We start from the raw sequence: 22,472 nt of genomic DNA, 5'->3' as shown, positions 1-22,472 counted from the left end.
GCGACCGATCGCGGAGAGCCACCCAACTCTAAAGGTAACAGCCGAAACCTCTGAATCGGAACGCGAATATGGCATCGAATTCACATCAAAACCGCAGAACACGGTGTATTGACAAATTCTGTGACGACCATCAAAGTTAACACCGATTCTTCCTGTCCACTCGGGAAGGACGGTGACGTGGGGGGCGTAGTGCAGCGTCCTGCGCCGATTCGAGGAGGACACTTGAGGACCCGATTCACCGAGCCGTTCGGTGTCAACCTCACCATCCTGCCGTCGATCACACCGCCGCCGTACGCCGAGTATCGCGCCGCGATCATCGAGTCGGGCGTCAAGATCGTCGAGACTGCAGGGTCCACCCCGGTCGATGATCTGCCCTTCTTCAAGGATGTGGGAATCAAGGTCATCCACAAGTGCACGAGTGTTCGGCACGCCCTCAAAGCGGAGCGAGTGGGAGTCGATGCCGTGAGCATCGACGGTTTCGAGTGTGCCGGGCATCCCGGCGAGGACGACGTTCCCGGTCTGGTCCTCATTCCCGCCGCCACCCGCAGACTCCGGATTCCGGTGATTGCGTCCGGCGGCATCGCCGATTCACGCGGTCTCGTCGCCGCGCTCGCTCTCGGCGCCGACGGCGTGAACATGGGCACCCGATTCATGTGCACCGTCGAGTCGCCTGTGGCGCAGCGGGTCAAGGAACAGATCGTGGCGAACAGCGAGCTCGACACGAAGCTGATCTTCCGCACGCTGCGCAACACGGCACGTGTCGGGGCGAACGCGGTGAGTAAAGAGGTCGTCGAAATCGAGTCCCGCGGTGCGGAGCTCGCCGACATCGCGACGGTGGCTGAGCTGGTCGAACGAATGATCTCCGAAGCCGAGGAGATCATCACCGGACGCCTGAACGGCATCGTTGCTGCGAAGGCAGGAGTGCGAGCATGACCGAGACGACGGAAGGAGTCGCCGTGGAAGGGCTGCGCTCGACGCTCGAGGGTGGAATTCTCCGTCTCACGATCAACCGTCCGAAGCGGATGAACGCGCTCGATCTCGAGACGATGGGTGCATTGGCTGACGCGGTGACCGCGGCCGGGAGGGGCGAGCAGGTACGCACCATCGTTCTCACGGGTGAGGGCGCCGCGTTCTGCACCGGAGCAGACCTCGCGGCTGCCGGAGCGAACCCGGCAGATCCGAATGTCGTGATGGACACCGCTAACTCGGTGATTCGCGCGATCGTCGACTCGCCCGTGCCCGTCATCGCGGCAGTGAACGGGCCGGCCGCCGGCGTCGGTGTGTCGATCGCGGTAGCGGCCGATCTCACGTACGCGGCCGACAGTGCGTATTTCCTCTTGGCATTCGTCAACATCGGGCTCATGCCCGACGGTGGATCGAGCTTGTTGGTGCCGGCGGCCATCGGCCGTGCCCGCGCGGCTGAGATGGCGCTGCTTGGCGAACGTGTCTCCGCGGCCGACGCCGACCGCTTCGGTCTCGTGGCCCGCACCCTCCCGGACAGCGAACTCGCTGCGCACGTCGATGCAGTGGCAGCCCGCTCGGCGAGCGGGCCCCGGCGGGCTCTGGCGCTCACCAAGGAGGCGCTCAACAACGCGACCCTGCCGGCTCTCGAGGATGCGCTGGTGTTTGAGAAGGCAGGTCAGATCGAACTGCTCGCCTCCGCGGATTTCGCGGAGGGTGCCATGGCCATGCTGCAGAAGCGACGGCCCAAGTTCGCCTAGAGGCCGTATGCACATGTCGTGAGCGGAACGGGTGCGGACACGGTCCCGAAACGCGTTTCCACCCGATCACCAAATAGCTGATCACATGCTATTTAACGCGCGTTTCTTCGGGAGGTGTGCTGCGTGCCGGCGGATTATTATCTCGGTCGATGTTATGAGAATCTCCGTTAACAAAGCTCTGGTCATAATCGGAGTTTGCCTGTAGTGTGCATCACACCGGAACCCGGCAATTGCCGCGCCCTTCGTCCCGAACCTTTCCTGTCTCGAAAGGACCGTCGATGGTTTCCTCCTCTGTCTCGGATGCCCACCGCTACCGCAGTAACAATTGGAACAACCAGGTCGCGCGTCACGCGCTGATGACGCCCGACCGCACCGCGTTCCGTTTCCTCGGCGAGTCGACCACCTGGTCGCAGCTGGACGAGCGCATCGAGAAGCTTGCGGATGCGCTGTCACGTCGCGACATCGGGTTCGGCGATCGCATCATCATCCTGATGCTCAACCGCCCCGAGTATGTCGAGATCGTCCTGGCAGCCAACGCAATCGGAGCGATCGCAGTACCGGTCAACTTTCGTCTCACCGCATCCGAGGTCGCGTTCCTCGTGGCGGATTCCGGTGCGAAGGCGATCGTGGCCGAGGGCCCGCTCGTGCCGCTCGCTGCCGCCGCCCGAGCGCAGTCCGAAGGCATCGACCTGGCGATCACCATCGGCGCAGAACCCGAGGGTGACGCGGTGTCGTACGACACCCTCGTGGCCGAAGAGGGCGACCCACACCCACAGGTCGATATCCCGAACGACACCCCGGCTCTGATCATGTACACCTCGGGCACCACCGGCCGACCGAAGGGCGCGGTACTCACCCACTCGAACATGGAAGCTCAAGCGCTCACCTGCATCCGGGCGTTCCAGCAGTTCGACGAGTCCGGCATCGGCTTCTGTGCCTCGCCGATGTTCCATATCGCTGCGCTCGGCTCGATCGCGCCGAGCCTCATGCTCGGCACCAGCACCGTGATCCACCCCGTCGGCGCATTCGACCCCGGTGCGCTGCTCGACGTGCTCGAGGCCGAGCAGGTCACCAGCTTGTTCCTCGTGCCGGTGCAGTGGCAGGCCGTGTGTGCCGCACAGCAGGCGAACCCGCGCAAGCTCGCTCTGCGCAACATCTCGTGGGGTGCCGCGCCGAGCTCCGACACCATTCTGCGCGCCATGGCCGAGACCTTCCCGGACGCATTCAACGTCGCAGTGTTCGGCCAGACCGAGATGTCGCCGATCACGTGCGTGCTCGACGGCGCGGACGCGATCCGCAAGCTCGGTTCCGTCGGTCGCGTCATCCCGACAATCCAGGCGCGAGTGGTCGACGACGAGATGAACGATGTCGCTGCCGGTGAGGTCGGCGAGATCGTCTACCGCGGCCCCACCATGATGCGCGACTACTGGAACAACCCGACGGCCACGTCGGATGCCTTCCACGGTGGATGGTTCCATTCCGGCGATCTTGTGCGAGTCGACGACGAAGGCTTCGTCTACGTCGTGGACCGCAAGAAGGACATGATCATCTCCGGCGGCGAGAACATCTACTGCGCCGAGGTCGAGAACGTCCTCTTCGGGCATCCCGCGATTCTGGAGGCAGCGGTCGTCGGCCGGCCCGACGCGCAGTGGGGCGAGATTCCCGTCGCGGTCGTCGCGCCGACGCCGGACCGCGGCAATCTCACCCTCGAAGAGCTGCAACCGTACTTCGACGAGCACCTCGCGCGCTACAAGCACCCGAAGGAGATCGTGATCGTGGAGGCGTTGCCGCGTAACGCCAGCGGCAAGGTCGTCAAGGGCGATCTGCGGGGCGGACTGTCCGCAGTCACGCAGGGCTGAGCTCCGACGCAGGGGCTGGGCTCCGACGCAGGGCTGGGCTCCGGCGCAGGGGACGAGCCGGACACAGGTCGCCGAGCCCCGGCATGTGAACAGTGGGCACCGAGGGGGTGGGGAACGTGGCATTCGAGCTACCGAAGGCGAAAGGCCCGGCGCACGATCTTGCTATCCAGATCGGCGCGTTGGTCGGCTTCTCGCTCGAGACGCTCGTCGCGGCGTTCCGTGTCATCATCGAGCGGAAGCTGTCTCTGGGGGAGACGATCACGCAGGCTCTGTTCATAGCAAGGGTATGCAGCGGACCGTCACTGCTGCTCATGTTGCCGATCGGTGTGCTCATCGCCGTGTCGGTGGGATCCCTCGCCGGACAGCTCGGCGCCGGCGCCTATTCCGGCGCGATCGTGTCGTTCGTCGTCGTGGGGCAGGCTGCGGCACTGGTGGTCGCGCTGATGCTCGCCGGGGTCGGTGGTTCGGCGATCTGCGCCGACCTCGGTTCGCGCACCATCCGCGAAGAGATCGACGCGATGGAGGTATTGGGTCTCAATGTGATCGAGCGCCTCGTGGTGCCGCGACTCATCGCGGCGGTGCTCGTGTCGATGATTCTGTGTGCGCTCGTCACGGTCGTCGGTATCGGCGCCTGCTACCTGTACGAGATATATCTCAACGACGGGTCCGGTGGAGCGTTCCTCCGTACCCTCTCCGAGTACGGGCGACTGTCGGACTTCGCCATGGCGATGGTCAAGTCGGCCTGTTTCGGGGTCACGTCGGCCCTCATCGCGTCGTTCAAGGGGCTTCATGCCAAGGGCGGCCCGAGTGGTGTCGCCGATGCGGTCAACGAAGGCGTGGTCCTCGCCTTCATCATGGTGTTCGTCGTGAATACCGTTCTGTCCCAGATATACACCGTGATGGTGCCGGCGGTGGGTACGTACTGATGATCTCATACACCGCCGCGACCCGGGCGCGCTCGGCAGTAGGCCGGCCGGTCGCCGCCGTCGTCGACGAATGCGCCGAAGTCGGCCGCCATGTCGTCTTCGCTTTTCGCGTGATAGCCGGTATCCCCACGGCGTTGCACCGGTACTTCTCGCATGTCCTACGCCATGTCGGGGAAGTCAGCTTCGGTTACGCGTCGCTGTTGGCCGGCGGCGGCACGATCGGCATCGTGCTCGCGATGTCTGCGGTTGCCGCCATGATGGTGGGTGTCGAAACCCAACGAGGTCTCGAACTCATCGGCATGACGTCGCTGTCGGGGATGCTCTCCGCGATCGCCAATACCCGCGAACTCGCTCCGGTTGTCGCGTCGATCGCGTTGGCCGCCAAGGTCGGTACCGGCTTCACCGCGCAACTCGGCGCGATGCGGATCTCCGACGAGATCGACGCACTCGACGCAATGGCCGTGAGATCGGTTCCCTTCCTTGCAAGTACCCGCCTCATTGCGGCCGCGGTGTGCGTCATTCCGATCTACATGGTCGGTCTGCTGGGTTCCTATGTCGCTACCCGGCTCGTCGTCGTGAACTTCCAAGGAAACTCCGCGGGCACCTACGACTACTACTTCCATCTCGCATTGTCGCCGACCGACCTGTGGTACTCACTCACCAAGGCCGTGGTGTTCGCGATAATCGTCGCGATCGTCCACTGCTCGTACGGGTTCTACGCTTCGGGCGGGCCCGAGGGTGTGGGCCGCGCCGCCGGGCGTGCATTGCGTACGAGCATCCTTGCGATCGGGATCACCGATGTGGTCCTGACGTTCGCGCTGTGGGGTCTGGTTCCGACGATCCCGGGGGTCGGGCTGTCATGACGACCACTGCCACCGTCGAACGAGTGGGAACCGAGAGCGGCTCCTGGATGCGACGTAAGAACCGGACCGAGGGGCCGAGCAGAGGCATGCTCGCCGTCATCGGTACGGTCGCGTCCGTCGTCCTGGTCGCGGTCGGAGCGCTGCTCGTGGCTTCGGGCGCGGGTTCGCTCTCGCGTGATCCGCAGGTCACGGCGACGGTCCCGGCGGAAGCGGGCCTGATCCATGATGCCGCGGGTGTGCAGTACCAGGGGGTACATGTCGGTTCCGTCGTCGGTATCGATGCGGGGGTCGCCAGCTCTCGCCTGACCATGCAGCTCGGCCAGGGCCGGATCGCCGAGATCCCCGCGTCCGTCATGGTGCGGATCGTGCCGCGCACGCTGTTCGGCGACGTGTTCATCGAACTCGTCCCACCGGAGGACCCGGCGATCGGCCCGCGGCTCTCGGGTGGCGACGAGGTCACCGTCGATACGTCGGACGAGGCCGTGCAACTCGCCAACCTCTACTATCGTGCCGCCGACCTGCTCGAACAGTTGCGTCCCGAACAGCTGGCCACCGCGCTCGACGCCGTGAGCCAGGCTCTGAACGGTCGCGGAGAATACCTGGGCGCGACGATCGACCGGATGGCCGCGCTGACGGAGGACCTGGGCCCGCTCGTCGACGCCGGTATCGCAGCGGCGCCGCAGATGGTTGCCGTGGCCGAATCGATGTCCGCCGCCACCGACGATGTCATCACCGTCATGCAGAGCGCCTCGGAGCTGTCGCGGATCGTCCTCTCGCGCGAGGACGGGATCGCCCGTCTGCTCTCCGGCGGTGCCGCACTCGGAGCACGGGGAGCCGACCTCGTCTCCTCGAACACCGACAACATGATTGCGGTCGTGCGCAACGGAGCACCGGTCGTCGGAGCCTTCGCCGGCAACACGGAGGGTCTCGACGAGACATTGAAGTACCTGGGAGTCTTCGGTGAAGCGGGCGCGCGAGTGTTCTCGACCGGACGGTTCAACATCACCGCCATCGCCGATCTCGCCGACCCCATGCCGTATACCAGCGCGGATTGTCCGCGATACCCCGGCATGGAGGGAGCGAACTGCGGCGACCCGGTCCAGACCTCGGCGACCGCTCGCCGACAGGTCGTGTCGGCCGCCGAGGAGAGCGCGCCGCTCGGATTCCTCGAGCAGATCTCCGCCGGTCTCGACCCCGCCGACCCTGCAGCGCTACTACGCGATCCGTCCACTGCGGCCTCGGTCCTTCTGGGCCCGCTCGTCCGAGGAGCGGCGGTGAGTATTCCGTGAAGTCGAATATCGGTCCGGGGATCCAGCTCGCCGGGTTGTGCATGGTCGGAGTGCTTGCCGCGGTCGTCGTCGGTAACACCCTGGAGCGTCCCATCATCGGATCCACCAGCGACTACGCTGCGGAGTTCACCAACGTCGAAGGCCTCACCCCCGGCAGCGACGTCACACTCGCGGGCGTGCGTGTCGGCCGGGTGTCGGAAGTGAGATTCGAGCCGCAAGACGACGGAACATCTCTTGCTGCAGTCGAATTCGAGATCGAAACCGGTCACGAACTCACCACCGACGTACTCGCCGACATCAACTACGGCGACATGATCGGTGTCCGGTACGTCGCCCTGAGCCTGCCCGACGGCACATCCGGCCCGGTGCTCGAACCGGGCTCGACCATTCCGATCGAACAGACCACACCCCCTGTCGACCTCACGGCCCTGCTCAACGGGTTCAAGCCGTTGTTCGAGGCAATCGATCCGGCGCAGATGAACTCGTTGGCGTCCTCGGTCGTCGACGCGTTCCAAGGGCAGGGCGCGACTCTCGAATCCCTGCTGCTGCACGTGGCTTCCGTCAGCACCGACATCGTCGAGCAGGAGCAGGTCCTGGGTGACGTCATCGTGAACCTCGAACAACTCGCAACGGTCGTCGATCGTCGAAGCGGCGAAGTATCGCAACTCATCTCGGGTATGAACGTGGTGGGGCAGGCGCTCGCGGGCGACACCGGCCAACTCGCCGCCCTCATCGATCGCGGTTCCTCGGCGGTGCGATCCACCGCGGTGCTGATGTCCGGTGCCATGGCGCCGCTGGACACCACCGTCGCTGACCTGCGGGCGATGACCGATGCCTGGATTCCGCAGACCGACGAGTTCAACCGATCGATGACGTTGCTGCCGGAACTCGGCCACAAGATCAACAGGATCGGCGATTACGGTGGCTGGCTCAACCTCTACATGTGCAACTTCACGATCGAATCGAACGACTTCGATACGAACATCTTCGGGTCGACCTATTCGGAGGTGTGCCGATGAGCCGCTTTCGGCGTGGGACGTCTCGGTGTATCGTACGCACACTTCGCGACACATTCGCCGCGATCTTCTCGGGCCGGCACGACCGCAATGCGAACCCGGTGATTCTGGGTGTCGCCGGTATTGCGTTGGTCACAGGCCTCATGCTGGTGGCGCTGGCAGCTCCGACGGTGACGTACTGGCTCCGCACGGATTCGTACACCGCCGAACTCGCCAATGCGGCCGGCTTGACGCCGAACGACCCCGTCTACGTGGCCGGAGTCCCGGCCGGACGGGTCGAGTCGATGGAACTGTCGGGTGATCGCGTGATCGTCGACTTCCGAGTGGACCGATCGCAGAACCTCGGCGACCGCACCACGGCAGAGGTGAAGCTCGAGACCGTCCTCGGCAAGCGGTATCTTTCGGTGAGTCCCGCCGGAGCCGGTGAACTCGACGACGGGTCGATTCCGTTGGCGCGCACCGGTGTGCCCTACAGCCTCGACGAGCTCGCCACCGACGCCGAGCACGTGGCCGACGGACTCGATGTCGACGGGCTCGAGGCGATGATGCAGACCCTCGCCGATACGATGCCCGCAGATTCGGAGCAGATCTCCTCCGCGCTCGCGGGGGTGGAGGCGACCTCGCAGATGCTGATTCGCAACGACGCACGGGTCACGTCCCTACTGAAGGCCTCGAAATCACTCACGTCGATCGTCAGCGAGCAGAGCGAAGACGTTGCCGCGCTCGTGGAGAACTCGACCGCGGTGGTAAGCATCCTTTCCGCCAGAAAGGAAGGGCTGTCCCAGCTGGTCGAGGATCTTCGCACACTCACGGAGTCGGCCGCGACGTTCCTGACCGACAACTCCGACGACCTGAACGGGCTGCTCGTGAACATGCGTTCGGTGACCGAGACACTCGCGGCGAACGCCGACAACATCGACCGTATCCTTGTCGAATTCCCGTCGGCCCTGCGCGCAGCCACGAATGCCGCGGGTAACGGGACGTGGGTCGACGTCCATGCCCCTGCCGGGCCGATTCCGGACAATTTCCTGTGCTCCATCGGAGTGATGGAGGGTTGCAAGTGAATCCGGTGCTGAAGACGCGGTCCATCCGTATGGTTGCGATCCTCGCGGTGCTGGCGTTGTGCGCGGCCGGAGTCTGGTACGTCGTGGGTCCCGACCGGACCCGCACCGTCACCGCGCAGTTCGCCACCGTGAGCGGGATCTACCCGGGTAGCCACGTGGCGGTGCTGGGCCTTCCCGTCGGTACGGTCGAAGAGGTGCGTCCCGCCGGGACCCACGTCGAGGTGACGATGAGCGTGCCGTCCGACATCGGGCTGCCCGAGGACGTCTCGGCGTTCGTGATGAATCCATCCGTGATCAGCGACAGGTTTGTGGAACTCGCGCCCGCCTACCGCGACGGAGCCCAATTCTCCTCCGGAGACGTGATTCCCGTCGAGCGCAGTCATTCTCCGATCAATTGGGACGAGATGCTCGAGAGCATCGATACTCTCGCCGCCGCCATGGGTCCCGAGGGCGGCGACCTCGGCCGCACACTGGAAGTGTCCGCCGAGGCCACGGAGGGGCTCGGTGAGCAGATGAACGAGGCGATCATCGCGCTCAGCCAGGCAACATCGGTAGTCGGCGCCAAGTCGGAAGGCATCGGCGAATTCATCGACGATCTCGGGACGGCCGTGGACGCGGTGAACTCTCGTGAGGGATCGCTCGAAGTACTCGTCGACGGCGTCGCTGAACTCGGTGAGGAACTCCAGCGACAGAACGTCGATGTCTCGGCACCGATCACGCAGCTGACCACGATCCTGGATCAACTCGACACGCTCCTCGCCGAGCGTGGTGGCGACACCCGAGAGCTCATGGCGAACGCCCGCACCCTCACGGATACCTTCGCCGCGAACGAGGTGGGATTCGCGGAACTGTTCGACGTCCTGCCGCTCGCCATGCAGAACATCGACCAGGCGATCGGAGAGAACGGGCGTGGCCGCATCCGGTTGAACATCTCGACGCAGATCAGCCAGTTTCCGCGCGCGCAGGAGTTGTGCGCCCGCGACCCGCTGCCGCTGTGCACCGGTGCAGGCTTCACGAATCCGATCACCGTGCCGTTCGACCTGTCCGACCCGTTCGAGGACCTCGTGCCCGAGTCGTTGGATCGTGCGCTGGGCGAGGGAGGCCCGCGATGATGCGGAGTAGGACCGTGGTTGTCGTCCTGGTCGCGGCGGTCGCGCTGCTGACGTCCGGCTGCGCCCTGAGCTTCCAGAGTCTGCCCATGGGCCGGACCGGCCCCGGCTCCACGTACACCGTGACCGCGATCTTCGGAAGCGCCGACCGCGTCGACCTCGGTGCCGAGGTCCGCGCCGGGCAGGCCATCGTGGGCCGCGTGAGCTCGATGTCGACCGACGGTCGGCAGGCCTTCGTCGAATTCAGCATGACCGAGTCCGTGGATCTGCCAGCGAACGTCGGTGCGTCCGTGCGACTGCAATCGGCGCTGGGGAGCCCGTACATTCGGATAGACATGCCGGACGAGGCGTCGAAAGAACTGCTCGCCGACGGAGACACCATCACCCGGACCGAACTCGGCCCCGATATCGAGAGCACTTTCGCGATGCTCGGCAACGTCGTGAACGGTAGTGGACTGGACCAGCTCCGCACCATCACCACCGAACTCGATGCGGCCTTCGGCGGCCGTGGGGAGTCGATCCGCACGATGCTCACCGAGCTCGACTCCACTATGGCTCTGGCCGACGAGAACACCGAGTACCTCGAAAGGACACTCGCGGCCGTCGATTCGGTGACCGCGCGGCTCGTACAACAGCAGGAACTGATCGACAACGGGATCGCCGACAGCGCTGCGCTGATCGGGGTCCTCGCCGCGCAACAACAGGACCTCCGGACATTGGTGTCGAGTACGGCGAGAGCCGTGTCGTCGATCGACACGGTGATGGCCGATGAAACCACGATCGGCGTCGCGGTCGACGACCTCGCAGAGGTCACCGCGGGAATCCGCGACTTCAACACGACGGTGGGGTCGATGCTCGTCAACGTCAACGACTTCATCACCGGCTTCAACTCGGCAGTGCGGGGCGACTACCTGCTGTTCGACGGTGCTTTCGACATTCCTGCCGCGATCGACCTGCTCGTGACCGGCGGTGTGCCGACCAGTGCGGAGACCGACGCACCGCCGCCGCCCGACATCGCGTCGAGCCTGACCGATCTGCTGCAGGGTGGAATCGGATGACCCGCCCCGTTCTCATCCAGCTGGTCGCGTTCGTGCTGGTCGGTGTCTTCGCGACCGCGTTCGGCGTCCGGTACGTGCTGGGCCCGCAGAGCTTCGGCGGGGCCGTCGAACTGACAGCGCATCTGGCCGATGCACGCAGCATCGGACCGGGCACCTCGGTCACCTACCGCGGTGTGGCGGTGGGGACCGTCGAGTCGGTCACGATCAACCCGGGTGGCGTCGGGTCGACAGCGGAACTCTCGCTCGACCCCGGGACACAGATCCCGGTCGGTAGCGTCGGCCGGGTGTCCACTGCAACGGCCATCGGCATCCTTGCCCTCGATATCGAGCCCGAGACCGAGCACGGGCCGTATCTGCGCAGCGGCGACACGCTCGAGGTGCCGGAGGAGATGCAGGGAATGCGTCTCGACAAGTTGCTGGTGCACATGACCGAGCTGATCGAGAGTGTCGACGCCGATTCGATCGTGTCGCTGGGCGACACCTGGGGTACCGCGTTGCGCGACACCGGTCCGGAACTGCAGGCACTGATCGAGAACGCCGACGCTCTGTCGACGATGGTCTCAGAACGCGCGCCGACCATTGCTACGCTGCTCGACGAAGGCCTGGGCCTGGTCGACTCACTCGCGCGCAATTCGGAGGGGTTCCCGGGCTCGATGCGCGCGTTCCGCGACGTATCGGACCAGCTTGTCGGGAGCAAAGAATCGCTGGTGTACTTGCTCGACCGGTCGCCCGATGCGCTTGCACGCACCGAAGAATTGTTCGCCGGGACGACGGACAACTTCGGCGTGCTGATGACGAACCTTGTCACGATCGGGGAGGTGGCCGGTCCTCGCGCGCCGGCGGCCTCCGCGCTCCTCGATGCGATGCCGGCGACGCTCGCCGACCTGTCCGGCATCGTCAAGGGGGACCGCGCCGACTTCTCTCTGGTCGGGACGCAGGGGCCGGTCTGCGTCTACGACACTCAGCGGATGATGGTCGGTGACGAAGGCCCACGTGAGCCCAACCGGACGCTGTACTGCCCGCCCGGAGAAGATCTCTCCCAACGCGGCGCGCGTGCCGCTCCGAGACCGAACGATCTGGGCCTGCAGGGGCAGACCACTCCCGGGAGCGTGGTGGGTCCCGACATGGCCGACGATCCGCTCCTGATCCCGACCGGGGTCGAGGCCCTGAACTACTGGCGGAACCTCCTGGAAGGACTCGGGCAATGACCGACGAAGACCCGACCCGAAAGTCGGTGAACGCCGCGACCGAAGAGTCGGCATCGGCGGCTGCGGAGACCGACGAATTGGATCAGCGGCCCATGCGACGCTCCGGAATCGGACGGGCGGTCGCCATCGTGGTCATCGTCCTGCTGGCTGTCGTCGCCGGTTTCTTCGGATTCCGGTGGTGGCAGGCAGAGCAGACCGACTCGCTGCGTATCGAGGCGGTCGACGCCGCTCGCGAGTACGCGACAACTCTGGGCACCTACGATTACCAGTCGTTCGACGATTCACTCGAGGCCGTGGCCGCGGCCTCCACCGAAGAGTTCGCGGCGAAGTACTCGGGTGTCGCGGGCGACCTGCGCGGACTCGTCGAGAACGGGCAGGGCTCGTCAGTTGCGACGGTCTCGCACGCCGGTCTCGAGACGCTCGCCGGCGACACCGCCACGGTGCTGGTGTTCCTCGACCAGGACGTCAAGAACGTCGTCGTCCCCGAGGGGCGAACCGACGCAACGCGGTTCCTCATCACCGTGAAGCGCATCGACGACACGTGGATGCTCGACGGCGCCGACGCGAAGTAGCGACACCGAACCGAGGAAAGGTCTCGCTGCGAGCCTGTTGCATCATCCGAGAATATGACTATCTTGAATCGGAAGGATTATTTTCTCGATTCAGAATCCTAGTCGGATTCTCAGGTGCGACGAGGCAGGCGATGCGCTTCATCTTCCATTACCCGGAGACCAGCGGCTCCGACGGTGATGTTCTCGATCCGGGACCACTGCGCGACGTTGCCGTCGCGGCGGAGCGGGCCGGATTCGATGCGTTTTCTTTCAGTGAGCATCCGGCGCCGGGTGCGAAGTGGCTCGACCGCGGAGGCCACCAGACCCTCGACTCGTTCGTCGCGCTCGGATACGTGGCCGGCGCGACCGAGCGACTGAGGCTGCTCACCTATCTTGCAGTGGTTCCCTACCGCAATCCGTTCCTGCTCGCGAAGGCCGCCGCCACGCTCGACAAGCTGTCCGGCGGACGGTTCACCCTCGGCATCGGAACCGGGTACCTGAAGCGCGAATTCCATGCACTCGGCGTCGACTTCGACGAGCGCAACGCCCTGTTCGACGAGGCGCTCGACGTGCTCCCGCTGCACTGGAGCGGCGAACCTTTCTCGTATCAGGGGCGGCATTTCAGTGCGCAGGACATCATCGCCCGACCTCGCCCCGTCCAGGATCCGATCCCGATCTGGATCGGAGGCAACTCCACACTGACCAGACGACGCGTTGCCCAGCGTGCTCAGGGCTGGATGCCGATGTCCGGCGGCGCGACCCTGAGCACCACGGCGCGCACCGCAGCGCTCGGCCCGGTCGAGCAACTCGGCGGTGATATCGCCGAACTTCGTGCACAGGCGGTCACGGCCGGCCGCACCGACCACATCGACGTCGTCTACTCGTACAGCCAGGAAATCATGTCGCCGCCTGTCGAGGCCGACCGTCATCGCGACGTGCTCGAGCAACTCGAGAAGGCAGGCGTCGATTGGGTACTGGTGTCGTGTCCCATAGGCGGACTCTCGGCCACCACAGACTTCCTCGAGTCCTTCGGCGCCACCTACATCGGAAGCAGATGAGCGCCATGAGCTGGTTCGAACAGCGCGCGGGGCTCGACGCGACGGTCGCAGTGGTCACCGGCGGTGCCGGAGGCCTCGGTGCCGCCATCGTGGAGGATCTCGCCGCGAACGGAGTGCGTCCCGCCGTCATCGACCTCGACGACACCGCGGTGAAAGAACTGGGCGATGTGCTCGACAAGCAGGGCGTCGACCACATCGTTACGCAGGGCGACGCCCGCGACCCCGACGCGCTGACAGTGCTGTTCGAGCAGGTCGACGAGCGTTGGGGTCGCGTCGACACCCTTGTCAACATCGTCGGCGGCACGTTCCGGGCACAGTTCGTCGACACCGGCGCGAAGGGATGGGATGCGATCCTGCGCACCAATCTCTCGCATGTGCTCCACGCATGTTCGCTCGCGGTGCCACGAATGCAGGCCGGCGGTCGCGGCGGAAGCATCATCAATCTCACGACCATCGAAGCGCATCGCGCGGCACCGGGTTTCGCCGTCTACTCGGCTGCGAAGGCGGCTGTCGAGCAGTTCGCACGAACGCTCTCGATCGAGGTCGCGCCCGACGGAATCCGAGTCAACAATGTTGCGCCCGACTATGTTCCGACACCCAACCTTGCCAAGCTCGCTTCGCTGGGCGGCGGCGACTCGTCCCTGTCCACGCCTGAAGGGGTCCGCGTCGCGATCCCGATGGGCCGGGCCGGGCATGTCACCGATGTGTCGAACAGTGTGGTGTTCCTGGCGTCGAAGCTGTCGTCGTTCATCACTGGCACCACACTGCACCCGGACGGCGGGACCTTCGCTTCGTCGGGATGGTTCAACTGGCCCGAGTCCGGGTGGGCGAACCATGTTCCGTCTCGGATTCTGGCCAATGCAACCCTGGCCGACGCAACCGGGGCGTAGCCGAGACGCTGGATCAGGCCGTGGCCTTCATGGTGACCCACGCGCCGTACCCGCCGATCAGATCGGTCACGTCTTGGAAACCTTTCGCGCGCAACAGTGATGCAGCGACACTCGACCGCCATCCGCCGGCGCAGTGCACGACGATCGGCTTCCCTGTCGGCACCTGATCGAGCCTGGTCCGGAGTTGTGCGAGCGGAACCGTGACGGATCCGGCGATGGCCCCGGCGGCGCGTTCACCGGGATTGCGGATGTCGAGCAGCGTGATGCTGTCGGCCGCGAGAAGTTCCAGCAGTTCGTCTACGTCGATGCGACGAGCGGTGCGGACCAGATCGGTGAGTTCGGCCGGGAACCGTCCGTCGTGGTCGACGCAGAGATAGCCGATCACATTGTCCTGGCCGATGCGTGCGAGCCGGAGTGCAGCCATCTGTTCTTCGCCGGGGTAGGTGATCAGCACGATCGGTTCGCCCACCTCGGCGACCATCCCGCTCGTCTCGGCGAATCGCCCGTCGAACCCGACGTTCACGGAGCCGCGTAGGTGTCCGGTGGCGAAATCGTCGACGCCGCGGGCATCGAGAATCACTGTGCAGGAGTCCGATTCCTTCCGTACCTCGGTGGGGGAGAGCTCCGGGACAGTGCGCGTGGAACTCAGGAGCGGATGGACGTGCTTGTTCATTTCGGCATCGGTGGAGAAGTAGCCGGGGGCTGCGGGCTGCCCCGCGGTGATCAGGGTGACGAATTCGTCCTCGGGCATCGGCTGCACTGAGGGGTTCGTGAGGCGCTGCCGGCCGATCGTCGAGGTGAGCTCTGACGAGAGGTTCTTCCCGCAGGAGGATCCGGCGCCGTGCGCGGGCATCACGATGGTGTCGTCGGGGAGCTTCAGCAAGGTGTGGTGGATCGTGCGATACATGGCGTGGGCGAGATCCGCCGTCGAACCGTCCCCCAGATTCGCCAGATCGGGGCGGCCGACGTCGCCGATGAACATCGAATCTCCGGTGAGGACCGCGGTGGGTTCGGCATCCGGATTCTCTCTCACCAGGATGCTGATCGATTCCCAGGTATGACCGGGTGTGGAGAGAATCTCCAGGTCCACTTCTCCGAGCGAGATGTGCTCGCCGTGTGCGAGGCGTCGGATCGGGTATTCGGTTTCGGCCGCTTCACCGAATCCGATCCAGGCACCCGTCGCCTCGACGAGTTCGAGATGTCCGGATACGAAATCGGCATGGAAATGGGTGTTGACGACGCCTTCGATGCGCAGGCCGAGGCGGTCGGCATCGGTCAGGTATTCGCCGACGTCGCGGCGGGGATCCACCACGATTGCGCGGCCGGTGGTGTCGTCGCCGATCAGGTACGACGCATGCGAGAGGCATTGGAGGTAGTACTGCTCGAGGATCATCGGGGTCCCTCCCCGTCGAGGGGTCGTGTTTGACGACCGGTCCGTGGCGAGAATGTGCGGTGGTCATCCGCGTCCGTTGTGCAGCACGCGCTGCGTGATGCGCCAGGAGTGCGATATCAGAATACTGCGCTTGACGGACAGGGTGTGATGTAGCTAACATCGGAGATGCGAATCGAGCAGACGTCCGAGGACGACAGAGGCTCGTGAAGCAGAGATCCGGCCCGGAGATCGCGCAAAGCGAATCGACGGGCCGAACCCCTGTTCGGGGTAGGTGGAAATGGTCCTCACCCACATCCCGAACAACTGAATCTGCTACGTGCGTAGGCGCTCCCGACGGAGCTGTTCGACTTCCGGTAGATCGAGTGGCGGCAGCGACTCGATACCCAGTGCACGAACGAGCAGGTGGTCGGCGAACTCGGGATTACGTGCCAGCACGGGGCCGTGCAGATAGGTTCCATAGACAGAGCCCTGCACAGCGCCTTCGTTTCCGTCGCCGACGCCGTTTCCCACGCCGCGGGTCACCTTCCCGAGGGGTCGCGCATCGGGTCCGAGCGTCGTTCCACCGCGGTGGTTCTCGAAGCCGGAGATCGGCAGGGTGAGACCCGTGCTGCTCGGAGCAACGACGATTTCGCCGATCGCCCGGGTCTGCTGCGGCGACGTCGTCGCGTCGAGGAGACCCACACCCTCGACCCGTTCGCCGGACGAGGTTTCGTACCAGTGCCCGAGCACCTGGATGGCCGCGCAGATCGCCAGGACGGGTGCACCGCGTTCCGCCGCTTTCTGCAGACCCGGGTAGCGCTGGAGGTGGCGTGTCGCGAGGCGCTGCGCCGCATCTTCGGCACCGCCGAGCGTGTAGATGTCGAGGGAATCGGGGACGGGATCACCGAGGCCCAGTTCGACGATTTCGGCAGCGTGATCGCGCATCCGGAGTCGTTGCTGCAGTACCAGCGCGTTGCCTCCGTCACCGTAGGTGCCCATGACATCGGGCAGGACGAGTCCGATCCGCACGGTCGACTCAGACACGGGTGGCTCCTTTCGCGATCGCGGTGTTCAGATCCCGGAACGCTGTGTAGTTGGCGAGTACTTCCACGCGTCCGGGAGGGCATGTGGCGATGGCGCGCAACGGATCCGCAACGAGCGTGTGGTCGACTCCGGCATATGTCAGGCGTACGGCAAGGTCGGTGCCGCGCTCACCCGCGGCAATCACTTGGATCCCTTCGAAGTGCTCGAAGCGCACGTCCCACAGCCACGACAGGTCCTCGCCGTCCGGTACCTGACCGTTGACCGCGATCACCAGGCCGTCGACGGTCGGATCGATCATCGACAGCGCTTCTTGCCAGCCGGCCGGGTTCTTCGCCAGCAGCATGTGGACGGAATGCGGACCGACCTGCACGGTCTTGTAGCGTCCTGCGACCTCGTCGACCACGGACGCTGCCGCCGCGGATTTCGCCGGGTCCGCGCCGAGCGCGACGGCCGCGGCCACGGCCTGTGCCGCATTGCCGCGGTTCGCGCGACCCGGCAAGATCAGCTTCAAGGGAAGGACGAGCCCGTCGGGTCCGTAGAGATTGTCGTCGTCGACCCACCAGTCGGGTGTGGGCCGGGCGAAGTCCGACCCCGTGCTGTACCAGTGGTCGCCATCGCGCACGATGGGCTCGCCGGTGCGGGGGCAGCTGACGGAGTCGCCTGCCCACCCGGCTCCGGCCGCGACCCACACGACATTCGGGTGGTCGAAAGCGGCGGAGGTCACCAGCACGTCGTCGCAGTTGGCGATGATCGTCGCGCCGGTGTGGCTCTGCAGCGCGGCGCGAAGTTTGCGCTCGATCATGTTGATCTCGCCGACCCGGTCGAGCTGATCCCGGGTCAGGTTGAGCAGCACGATCGCTTCGGGTTCGAGCGCATCGGCGACGTGCGGGGTGTGCAGCTCGTCGACTTCGATCGCGGCGAGCCGAGCGGTGCGGTTCGCCGCGAGCGTCGACACGATGCCCGCATCCATGTTCGCGCCGTCGGGCTGGGTCACGACGGAGTCGAGAGTCTCGAGCGCTGCCGCGGTCATGCGTGTCGTGGTGGATTTACCGTTGGTGCCGGTAACGAGCACGGTGCGTCGCCCGCGGCCGAGCTGCGTCATCAGGCCGGGATCGATCTTGAGGGCGATGAGCCCGCCGATCATCGAGCCGTTGCCGCGTCCGGCCTTGCGTGATGCCCACGCAGCCGCTTCGGCCGCGCGTAGCGCGATGCGTCCGCGCGTGGTGATTCCAGTGCTAGTAGCCACCCCGGCGAGTTTTCCACAGTCGTGTTACGCGCTCGTACCCTGCCCAAGCCGAGCCAATGGATCCCTCGTCTCGTTCACCGGACGCGATGTGCCATTCGTTCGAACGGATCAGGCCAGTGCCTTCGCCTTCAGAACTTGGAACTCGTCCTCGGTGATCGTGCCCGAGTCGAGCAGGGTTTTCGCATCGGAGATGTGCTCGGCGGGAGACTTCTTCCCCGCGACATCTCGGATGTAGTCGTCTTGCGCCGATTTGATCTCGGCGGCGTCTCGCGCCGACCGTTTTGCCATTCCGTCGCCGTGCACAATCAGGTACACGAGGGCAGTGAGCCACGGCACGATGAACAGGAAGACGATCCAGACGGCCTTCACCCAGCCCGACTGTTCTCGATTCCGGAACAGATCACTGATGATCATCCACAGCATGATCAGGTAAGCGATGAAGGCGAATGACACGATGATGAACCAGATGACGTCCCAGAAATCCATGTGACTCTCCGTCTGTGTATGGACTGCCCTGTGCGCAAACTGAATTCGGAATTCGACGGAGTATCGCAACCCCACGAGGCTTGGGATTGTGACGGCTGTCGAGATGCCATCAGAAGATTACCGCCCCGAATGTCCCTTTGCAGGGTATTGAGATCTTCGAAATGAGCGGGGCAGACGACGAACGCGGCGGGCCCTGTCGGACCCGCCGCGTTCGTGCTGTCGGAGTGTCGCGTCAGGGAGGGGTGCGATTCACCTCTGTCGCGTCAGCGGTGGGCACGATTGACTGCCGAGACGACGGCGCGCAGCGACGCGACGGTGATCGACGGTGCGATCCCCGCACCCCACACCAGCGCGGTGGTGCCGTCGGGTCGTGTCACGTCGGCTTCGACGAACGCCGCGGCGTTGGCGTCGTCACCGGCGGACATCGCGTGTTCGGCATAGCCGCGCACCGCCACGCGATATCCGAGGGATTCGAGGCCGTCGACGAATGCTGCCAGCGGTCCGTTTCCGGAGCCGGTGATCTCCTTCTCGACGCCGTCGACCTTCAGTACGGCGACCACGGAGTCCTCGCCGTCGTCGGTCTCGGCGGCCGTCACCTTCTGCCGGATGCGCTCGAGCGGAGAAATGGGGGCCAGGTATTCCTCGTTGAAGATGTCCCACATCTCTTTGGGGCTGACCTCGCCGCCTTCGCCGTCGGTGACCTTCTGCACTGCCTGCGAGAATTCGACCTGCAGGCGACGGGGCAGATTCAGTCCGTGGTCGTGCTTCATGATGTACGCCACGCCGCCCTTGCCGGACTGCGAGTTCACCCGGATCACGGCCTCGTAGCTGCGGCCGACGTCTTTCGGGTCGATCGGCAGGTACGGAACTGCCCAGGTGATGTCGTCGACGTCTGCGCCCGCAGCATCGGCGTCGATCTTCATGACGTCCATACCCTTGTTGATCGCGTCCTGGTGGCTGCCGGAGAACGCGGTGTAGACCAGGTCGCCGCCGTAAGGATGACGCTCCGGAACGGGCAGCTGATTGCAGTACTCGACGGTCCGTCGGATCTCATCGATGTCCGAGAAGTCGATCTGGGGGTCGACGCCGCGGCTGAACATGTTCAGGCCCAGCGTCACCATGCACACGTTGCCGGTGCGCTCACCGTTGCCGAACAGGCAGCCCTCGATGCGGTCGGCGCCGGCCTGGTAGCCCAGCTCGGCGGCGGCAACTCCGGTACCCCGGTCGTTGTGCGGGTGCAGCGACAGGATGATCGAGTCGCGCTTGGCCAGATTTCGGTGCATCCACTCGATCGAGTCGGCGTAGACGTTCGGCGTTGCCATCTCGACGGTGGCGGGCAGGTTGATGATGACCGGGTTTTCGGGGCTGCCACCGAGGGTCTCGACGACCGCGTCGCAGACCTCCTTGGCGTACGACAGTTCGGTGCCGGTGTACGACTCGGGGGAATATTCCCACCGCCAGTTCGTGTCCGGGTAGTTCTTCGCCGTCTCGATCACCATGTGCGCGGCGTCGGTTGCGATCTTCTTGATGGTGCCCTGGTCGGCCTTGAACACGACCCGACGCTGCAGGATCGACGTCGAGTTGTAGAAGTGCACGATCACGTTCTGTGCGCCGGCGCAGGCCTCGAAGGTGCGGGTGATCAGCTCGGGTCGCGACTGTGTCAGTACCTGGATGGTGACGTCGTCCGGGATCGCGTTGTCCTCGATGATCTCCCGGACGAAATCGAAATCGGTCTGGCTCGCCGACGGGAAGCCCACCTCGATCTCCTTGTAGCCCATGCGGACCAGCAGGTCGAACATGCGGCGTTTGCGTGCCGGGCTCATCGGGTCGATGAGTGCCTGGTTGCCGTCGCGCAGATCGACGGCGCACCAACTCGGGGCGCGGTCGATGATCTTGTCGGGCCAGGTCCGGTCGGGCAGCGCGACAGGCTCTACCTCTTCGGCGAAAGGCCGGTACCGGTAGGTCGGCATGGACGAGTTCTTCTGCGTGTTCCACGGTGCCTGGTCGGCGGGAGCAGGCTTGCTCGGCGGCGTGATGTTGCGCGAATTGGAAGTGAAAGCGTCGGCGGGTGACATGACGTACTCCAAGAAAAGGGGACTTGTGAGTCCAGATCAGGATATCGACCGGCGCGACGAAACCCCGCGACGGGAGGCCGGTCTGGTCAAATCCCGCCGCGGCGGCCGAGGAGAAGCGCGCGCTGCATGCCAAGCAGTGTAACGCGCGCTACCGGGCTTCGCCCAGGGGCCGTCCGCCTGCGTCGGCCGGATGGTCGGTGGTCTGAACGCGGTGCAGTCGTGACCCGATCGAAATCAGTGCTTCCCGCATGGTCGTGCCCTGACGTTCTACTGTGCTCAGAGAGAAACTCGAGTATCACCAGTCACATAAGTAACAGACGAGTGGCAAGGGGTGTAGTTCATGCAGGCTCTGAGGACAGCAGCCGCCGGAGGCTGCGCCCTGGTCCTTGCATTGGGTGGAATGGTGCCGTTTGCCACGCAGGCCGGTGCTGAGCCGTGCGGTCACGAAAGCCCCAGTGATAGCGGGCTCGGCAGTGGCGGCAGCTTCGACTTCCTGCCCGATGCGCCCGACGAGCGGCTTCCGGACCTGGGACCCGGCCCCACACGGGCCGTCGCGTGGGTCACCGGGCCACACAGCGACAACCGGACCGATGCACGATTCTCGATCTCGGGCACGGACCTGGCCATCATGTGGGACAACGGCGCATCCGAGCCGGACCGCAGAATCCTCATGGCCTTCGGCGACACCTTCGGCGACTGCTCTTCGCCGGGGGAGGAATGGCGGCACAACGTCCTCATGCGCAGTGCAGACAGTGAGCTGTCCGACGGCATCGACGTACCTGATCCGGTTCCCGGCGACATCCACGCCGGATCACCGGTGCACGCCCACGCTCCCGATTTCTCCCGTGAGCTCGTGGGGGCGCTCGGGATCGAAGGGATCGAAAAGACCGTCATCCCCACGGCGGGGATCTCCGTCGACGGGGTGCAGTACATCAACTTCATGTCGGTGCGGGCCTGGGGTGACCACGGCGAATGGTGGACCAACGCGTCGATGATCGGCACGTCGGCCGACAACGGCGAGACCTGGCAGGTCGACCCGGCCACCGCGCGACTCAACGTTCCCCTCGATATTCCGGGTATCCAGCAGCTGTCGGTGGGCAATGCCAATTTCCAGCAGCACGCATACGTACGACACGGCGGTTACCTCTACGACTACGGGACTCCGCAGGGGAGATTCGGTGCCGCGTTCCTCTCACGAGTTCCCGAACATCGGATTCTCGACCTCGCTGCATACGAGTACTGGACCGCCGACGGTTGGATTCCGGGTGATGTCGACCGTGCGGTTCCGATCCTCCCGGGGGCGGTCGGCGAGCTGTCGGTGCACTTCACCGGCGAGACGTTCGTCATGCTCTACGGGAATGACGCGAGCGGTGCAATCGAGCTTCGTACGGCGTCGTCTCCCGAGGGGCCGTGGAGCGAACCTCGCGCGCTCGTGACCCACGACGAGGTCGGCGGTCTCTACGCTCCGTTCATCCACCCGTGGTCGTCGGGCGACGACCTCTATTTCACGGCGTCACGCTGGAGTGATTACAACGTCATGCTTCTGCATACGACTGTATCCGGATAGGGCGGGACCTGCCTGGCCCGCCGACATCGGTAAGCTTGCTTCCTGGACTTGTACCCAAGACCCCCGGAGG

The 22,472-nt window shown here is 65.0% G+C and carries 20 protein-coding genes; 15 read left to right on the top strand and 5 right to left on the bottom strand.

The genetic code is table 11. The annotated features are described in order from the left end of the window. Positions 1 to 222: 222 nt before the first annotated feature. The 14 genes from ACZI8W_RS21850 (at position 223) to ACZI8W_RS21785 (ending at position 14,612) form a co-directional block, all read left to right on the top strand. The gene (locus tag ACZI8W_RS21850; protein WP_463370606.1) at positions 223 to 933 is read left to right on the top strand and encodes an NAD(P)H-dependent flavin oxidoreductase; all 711 of its coding nucleotides are present in this window, start codon (positions 223 to 225) and stop codon (positions 931 to 933) included. Then, positions 930 to 1,721 carry an enoyl-CoA hydratase gene (locus ACZI8W_RS21845; RefSeq protein ID WP_463370605.1) on the top strand — a complete coding sequence of 264 codons (792 nt, stop codon included), beginning with the start codon at positions 930 to 932 and terminating at the stop codon, positions 1,719 to 1,721. Before ACZI8W_RS21850 ends, ACZI8W_RS21845 begins: the two co-directional genes overlap by 4 nt. 278 nt (positions 1,722 to 1,999) lie before the next feature. Continuing rightward, positions 2,000 to 3,580, top strand: coding sequence for a fatty-acid--CoA ligase FadD5 (fadD5, locus tag ACZI8W_RS21840; RefSeq protein WP_463370604.1), 1,581 nt, complete (start codon positions 2,000 to 2,002; stop codon positions 3,578 to 3,580). A gap of 116 nt (positions 3,581 to 3,696) precedes the next feature. After that, a complete protein-coding gene (locus ACZI8W_RS21835) occupies positions 3,697 to 4,506 on the top strand; it encodes an MlaE family ABC transporter permease (protein ID WP_463370603.1) in 810 nt (269 codons plus the stop codon). After that, the gene (locus ACZI8W_RS21830) at positions 4,506 to 5,369 is read left to right on the top strand and encodes an MlaE family ABC transporter permease (protein WP_463370602.1); all 864 of its coding nucleotides are present in this window, start codon (positions 4,506 to 4,508) and stop codon (positions 5,367 to 5,369) included. Before ACZI8W_RS21835 ends, ACZI8W_RS21830 begins: the two co-directional genes overlap by 1 nt. Beyond that, a complete protein-coding gene (locus ACZI8W_RS21825; RefSeq protein WP_463370601.1) occupies positions 5,366 to 6,658 on the top strand; it encodes an MCE family protein in 1,293 nt (430 codons plus the stop codon). The genes ACZI8W_RS21830 and ACZI8W_RS21825 overlap by 4 nt, the downstream gene beginning before the upstream one ends. Continuing rightward, positions 6,655 to 7,677: an MCE family protein gene (locus ACZI8W_RS21820; RefSeq protein WP_463370600.1), complete on the top strand. Its 1,023-nt coding sequence runs from the start codon at positions 6,655 to 6,657 to the stop codon at positions 7,675 to 7,677. The genes ACZI8W_RS21825 and ACZI8W_RS21820 overlap by 4 nt, the downstream gene beginning before the upstream one ends. Next, on the top strand, positions 7,674 to 8,738 hold the full coding sequence (locus ACZI8W_RS21815; protein WP_463370599.1) for an MCE family protein: 1,065 nt from the start codon (positions 7,674 to 7,676) through the stop codon (positions 8,736 to 8,738). The genes ACZI8W_RS21820 and ACZI8W_RS21815 overlap by 4 nt, the downstream gene beginning before the upstream one ends. Further along, positions 8,735 to 9,850 carry an MCE family protein gene (locus tag ACZI8W_RS21810; RefSeq protein WP_463370598.1) on the top strand — a complete coding sequence of 372 codons (1,116 nt, stop codon included), beginning with the start codon at positions 8,735 to 8,737 and terminating at the stop codon, positions 9,848 to 9,850. The genes ACZI8W_RS21815 and ACZI8W_RS21810 overlap by 4 nt, the downstream gene beginning before the upstream one ends. Next, positions 9,847 to 10,905 (top strand): MCE family protein, encoded by a 1,059-nt coding sequence (locus ACZI8W_RS21805; protein ID WP_463370597.1) that lies wholly within the window; start codon positions 9,847 to 9,849, stop codon positions 10,903 to 10,905. The genes ACZI8W_RS21810 and ACZI8W_RS21805 overlap by 4 nt, the downstream gene beginning before the upstream one ends. Beyond that, entirely contained in the window at positions 10,902 to 12,113 is a 1,212-nt protein-coding gene (locus tag ACZI8W_RS21800) for an MlaD family protein (protein WP_463370596.1), read from the top strand. The genes ACZI8W_RS21805 and ACZI8W_RS21800 overlap by 4 nt, the downstream gene beginning before the upstream one ends. Next, positions 12,110 to 12,685 (top strand): hypothetical protein, encoded by a 576-nt coding sequence (locus ACZI8W_RS21795; RefSeq protein ID WP_463370595.1) that lies wholly within the window; start codon positions 12,110 to 12,112, stop codon positions 12,683 to 12,685. Before ACZI8W_RS21800 ends, ACZI8W_RS21795 begins: the two co-directional genes overlap by 4 nt. Positions 12,686 to 12,816: 131 nt before the next feature. Further along, positions 12,817 to 13,722 (top strand): LLM class F420-dependent oxidoreductase, encoded by a 906-nt coding sequence (locus tag ACZI8W_RS21790; RefSeq protein ID WP_463370594.1) that lies wholly within the window; start codon positions 12,817 to 12,819, stop codon positions 13,720 to 13,722. Positions 13,723 to 13,727: 5 nt separating this feature from the next. After that, a complete protein-coding gene (locus ACZI8W_RS21785) occupies positions 13,728 to 14,612 on the top strand; it encodes an SDR family NAD(P)-dependent oxidoreductase (protein ID WP_463370593.1) in 885 nt (294 codons plus the stop codon). 13 nt (positions 14,613 to 14,625) lie between these two features. On the opposite strand, the gene ACZI8W_RS21780 is transcribed toward ACZI8W_RS21785, so the two are convergent. The 5 genes from ACZI8W_RS21780 to leuA form a co-directional block, all read right to left on the bottom strand. Further along, entirely contained in the window at positions 14,626 to 16,005 is a 1,380-nt protein-coding gene (locus ACZI8W_RS21780) for an MBL fold metallo-hydrolase (RefSeq protein ID WP_463370592.1), read from the bottom strand. 312 nt (positions 16,006 to 16,317) lie between these two features. Further along, positions 16,318 to 17,028, bottom strand: a complete 711-nt coding sequence (locus tag ACZI8W_RS21775; RefSeq protein WP_463370591.1) for a type 1 glutamine amidotransferase — start codon at positions 17,026 to 17,028, stop codon at positions 16,318 to 16,320. Next, positions 17,021 to 18,274 carry a Mur ligase family protein gene (locus ACZI8W_RS21770; protein WP_463370590.1) on the bottom strand — a complete coding sequence of 418 codons (1,254 nt, stop codon included), beginning with the start codon at positions 18,272 to 18,274 and terminating at the stop codon, positions 17,021 to 17,023. The genes ACZI8W_RS21775 and ACZI8W_RS21770 overlap by 8 nt, the downstream gene beginning before the upstream one ends. Positions 18,275 to 18,382: 108 nt before the next feature. Beyond that, entirely contained in the window at positions 18,383 to 18,760 is a 378-nt protein-coding gene (locus ACZI8W_RS21765; RefSeq protein ID WP_463370589.1) for an SHOCT domain-containing protein, read from the bottom strand. A gap of 263 nt (positions 18,761 to 19,023) precedes the next feature. Next, complete coding sequence (gene leuA, locus ACZI8W_RS21760; protein WP_463370588.1) at positions 19,024 to 20,835, bottom strand: 2-isopropylmalate synthase; 1,812 nt, start codon at positions 20,833 to 20,835, stop codon at positions 19,024 to 19,026. Between the two features lie 340 nt (positions 20,836 to 21,175). Here leuA and ACZI8W_RS21755 point away from each other — a divergent pair, with 340 nt between their 5' ends. Continuing rightward, positions 21,176 to 22,402, top strand: a complete 1,227-nt coding sequence (locus tag ACZI8W_RS21755; protein ID WP_463370587.1) for a glycoside hydrolase family 183 protein — start codon at positions 21,176 to 21,178, stop codon at positions 22,400 to 22,402. Positions 22,403 to 22,472 lie beyond the last annotated feature (70 nt).

The organism is Rhodococcus ruitaii, assembly GCF_055230935.1.
Note: the sequence above shows the minus strand (reverse complement) of the source record. Positions and strands in the feature narration are given on the sequence as shown.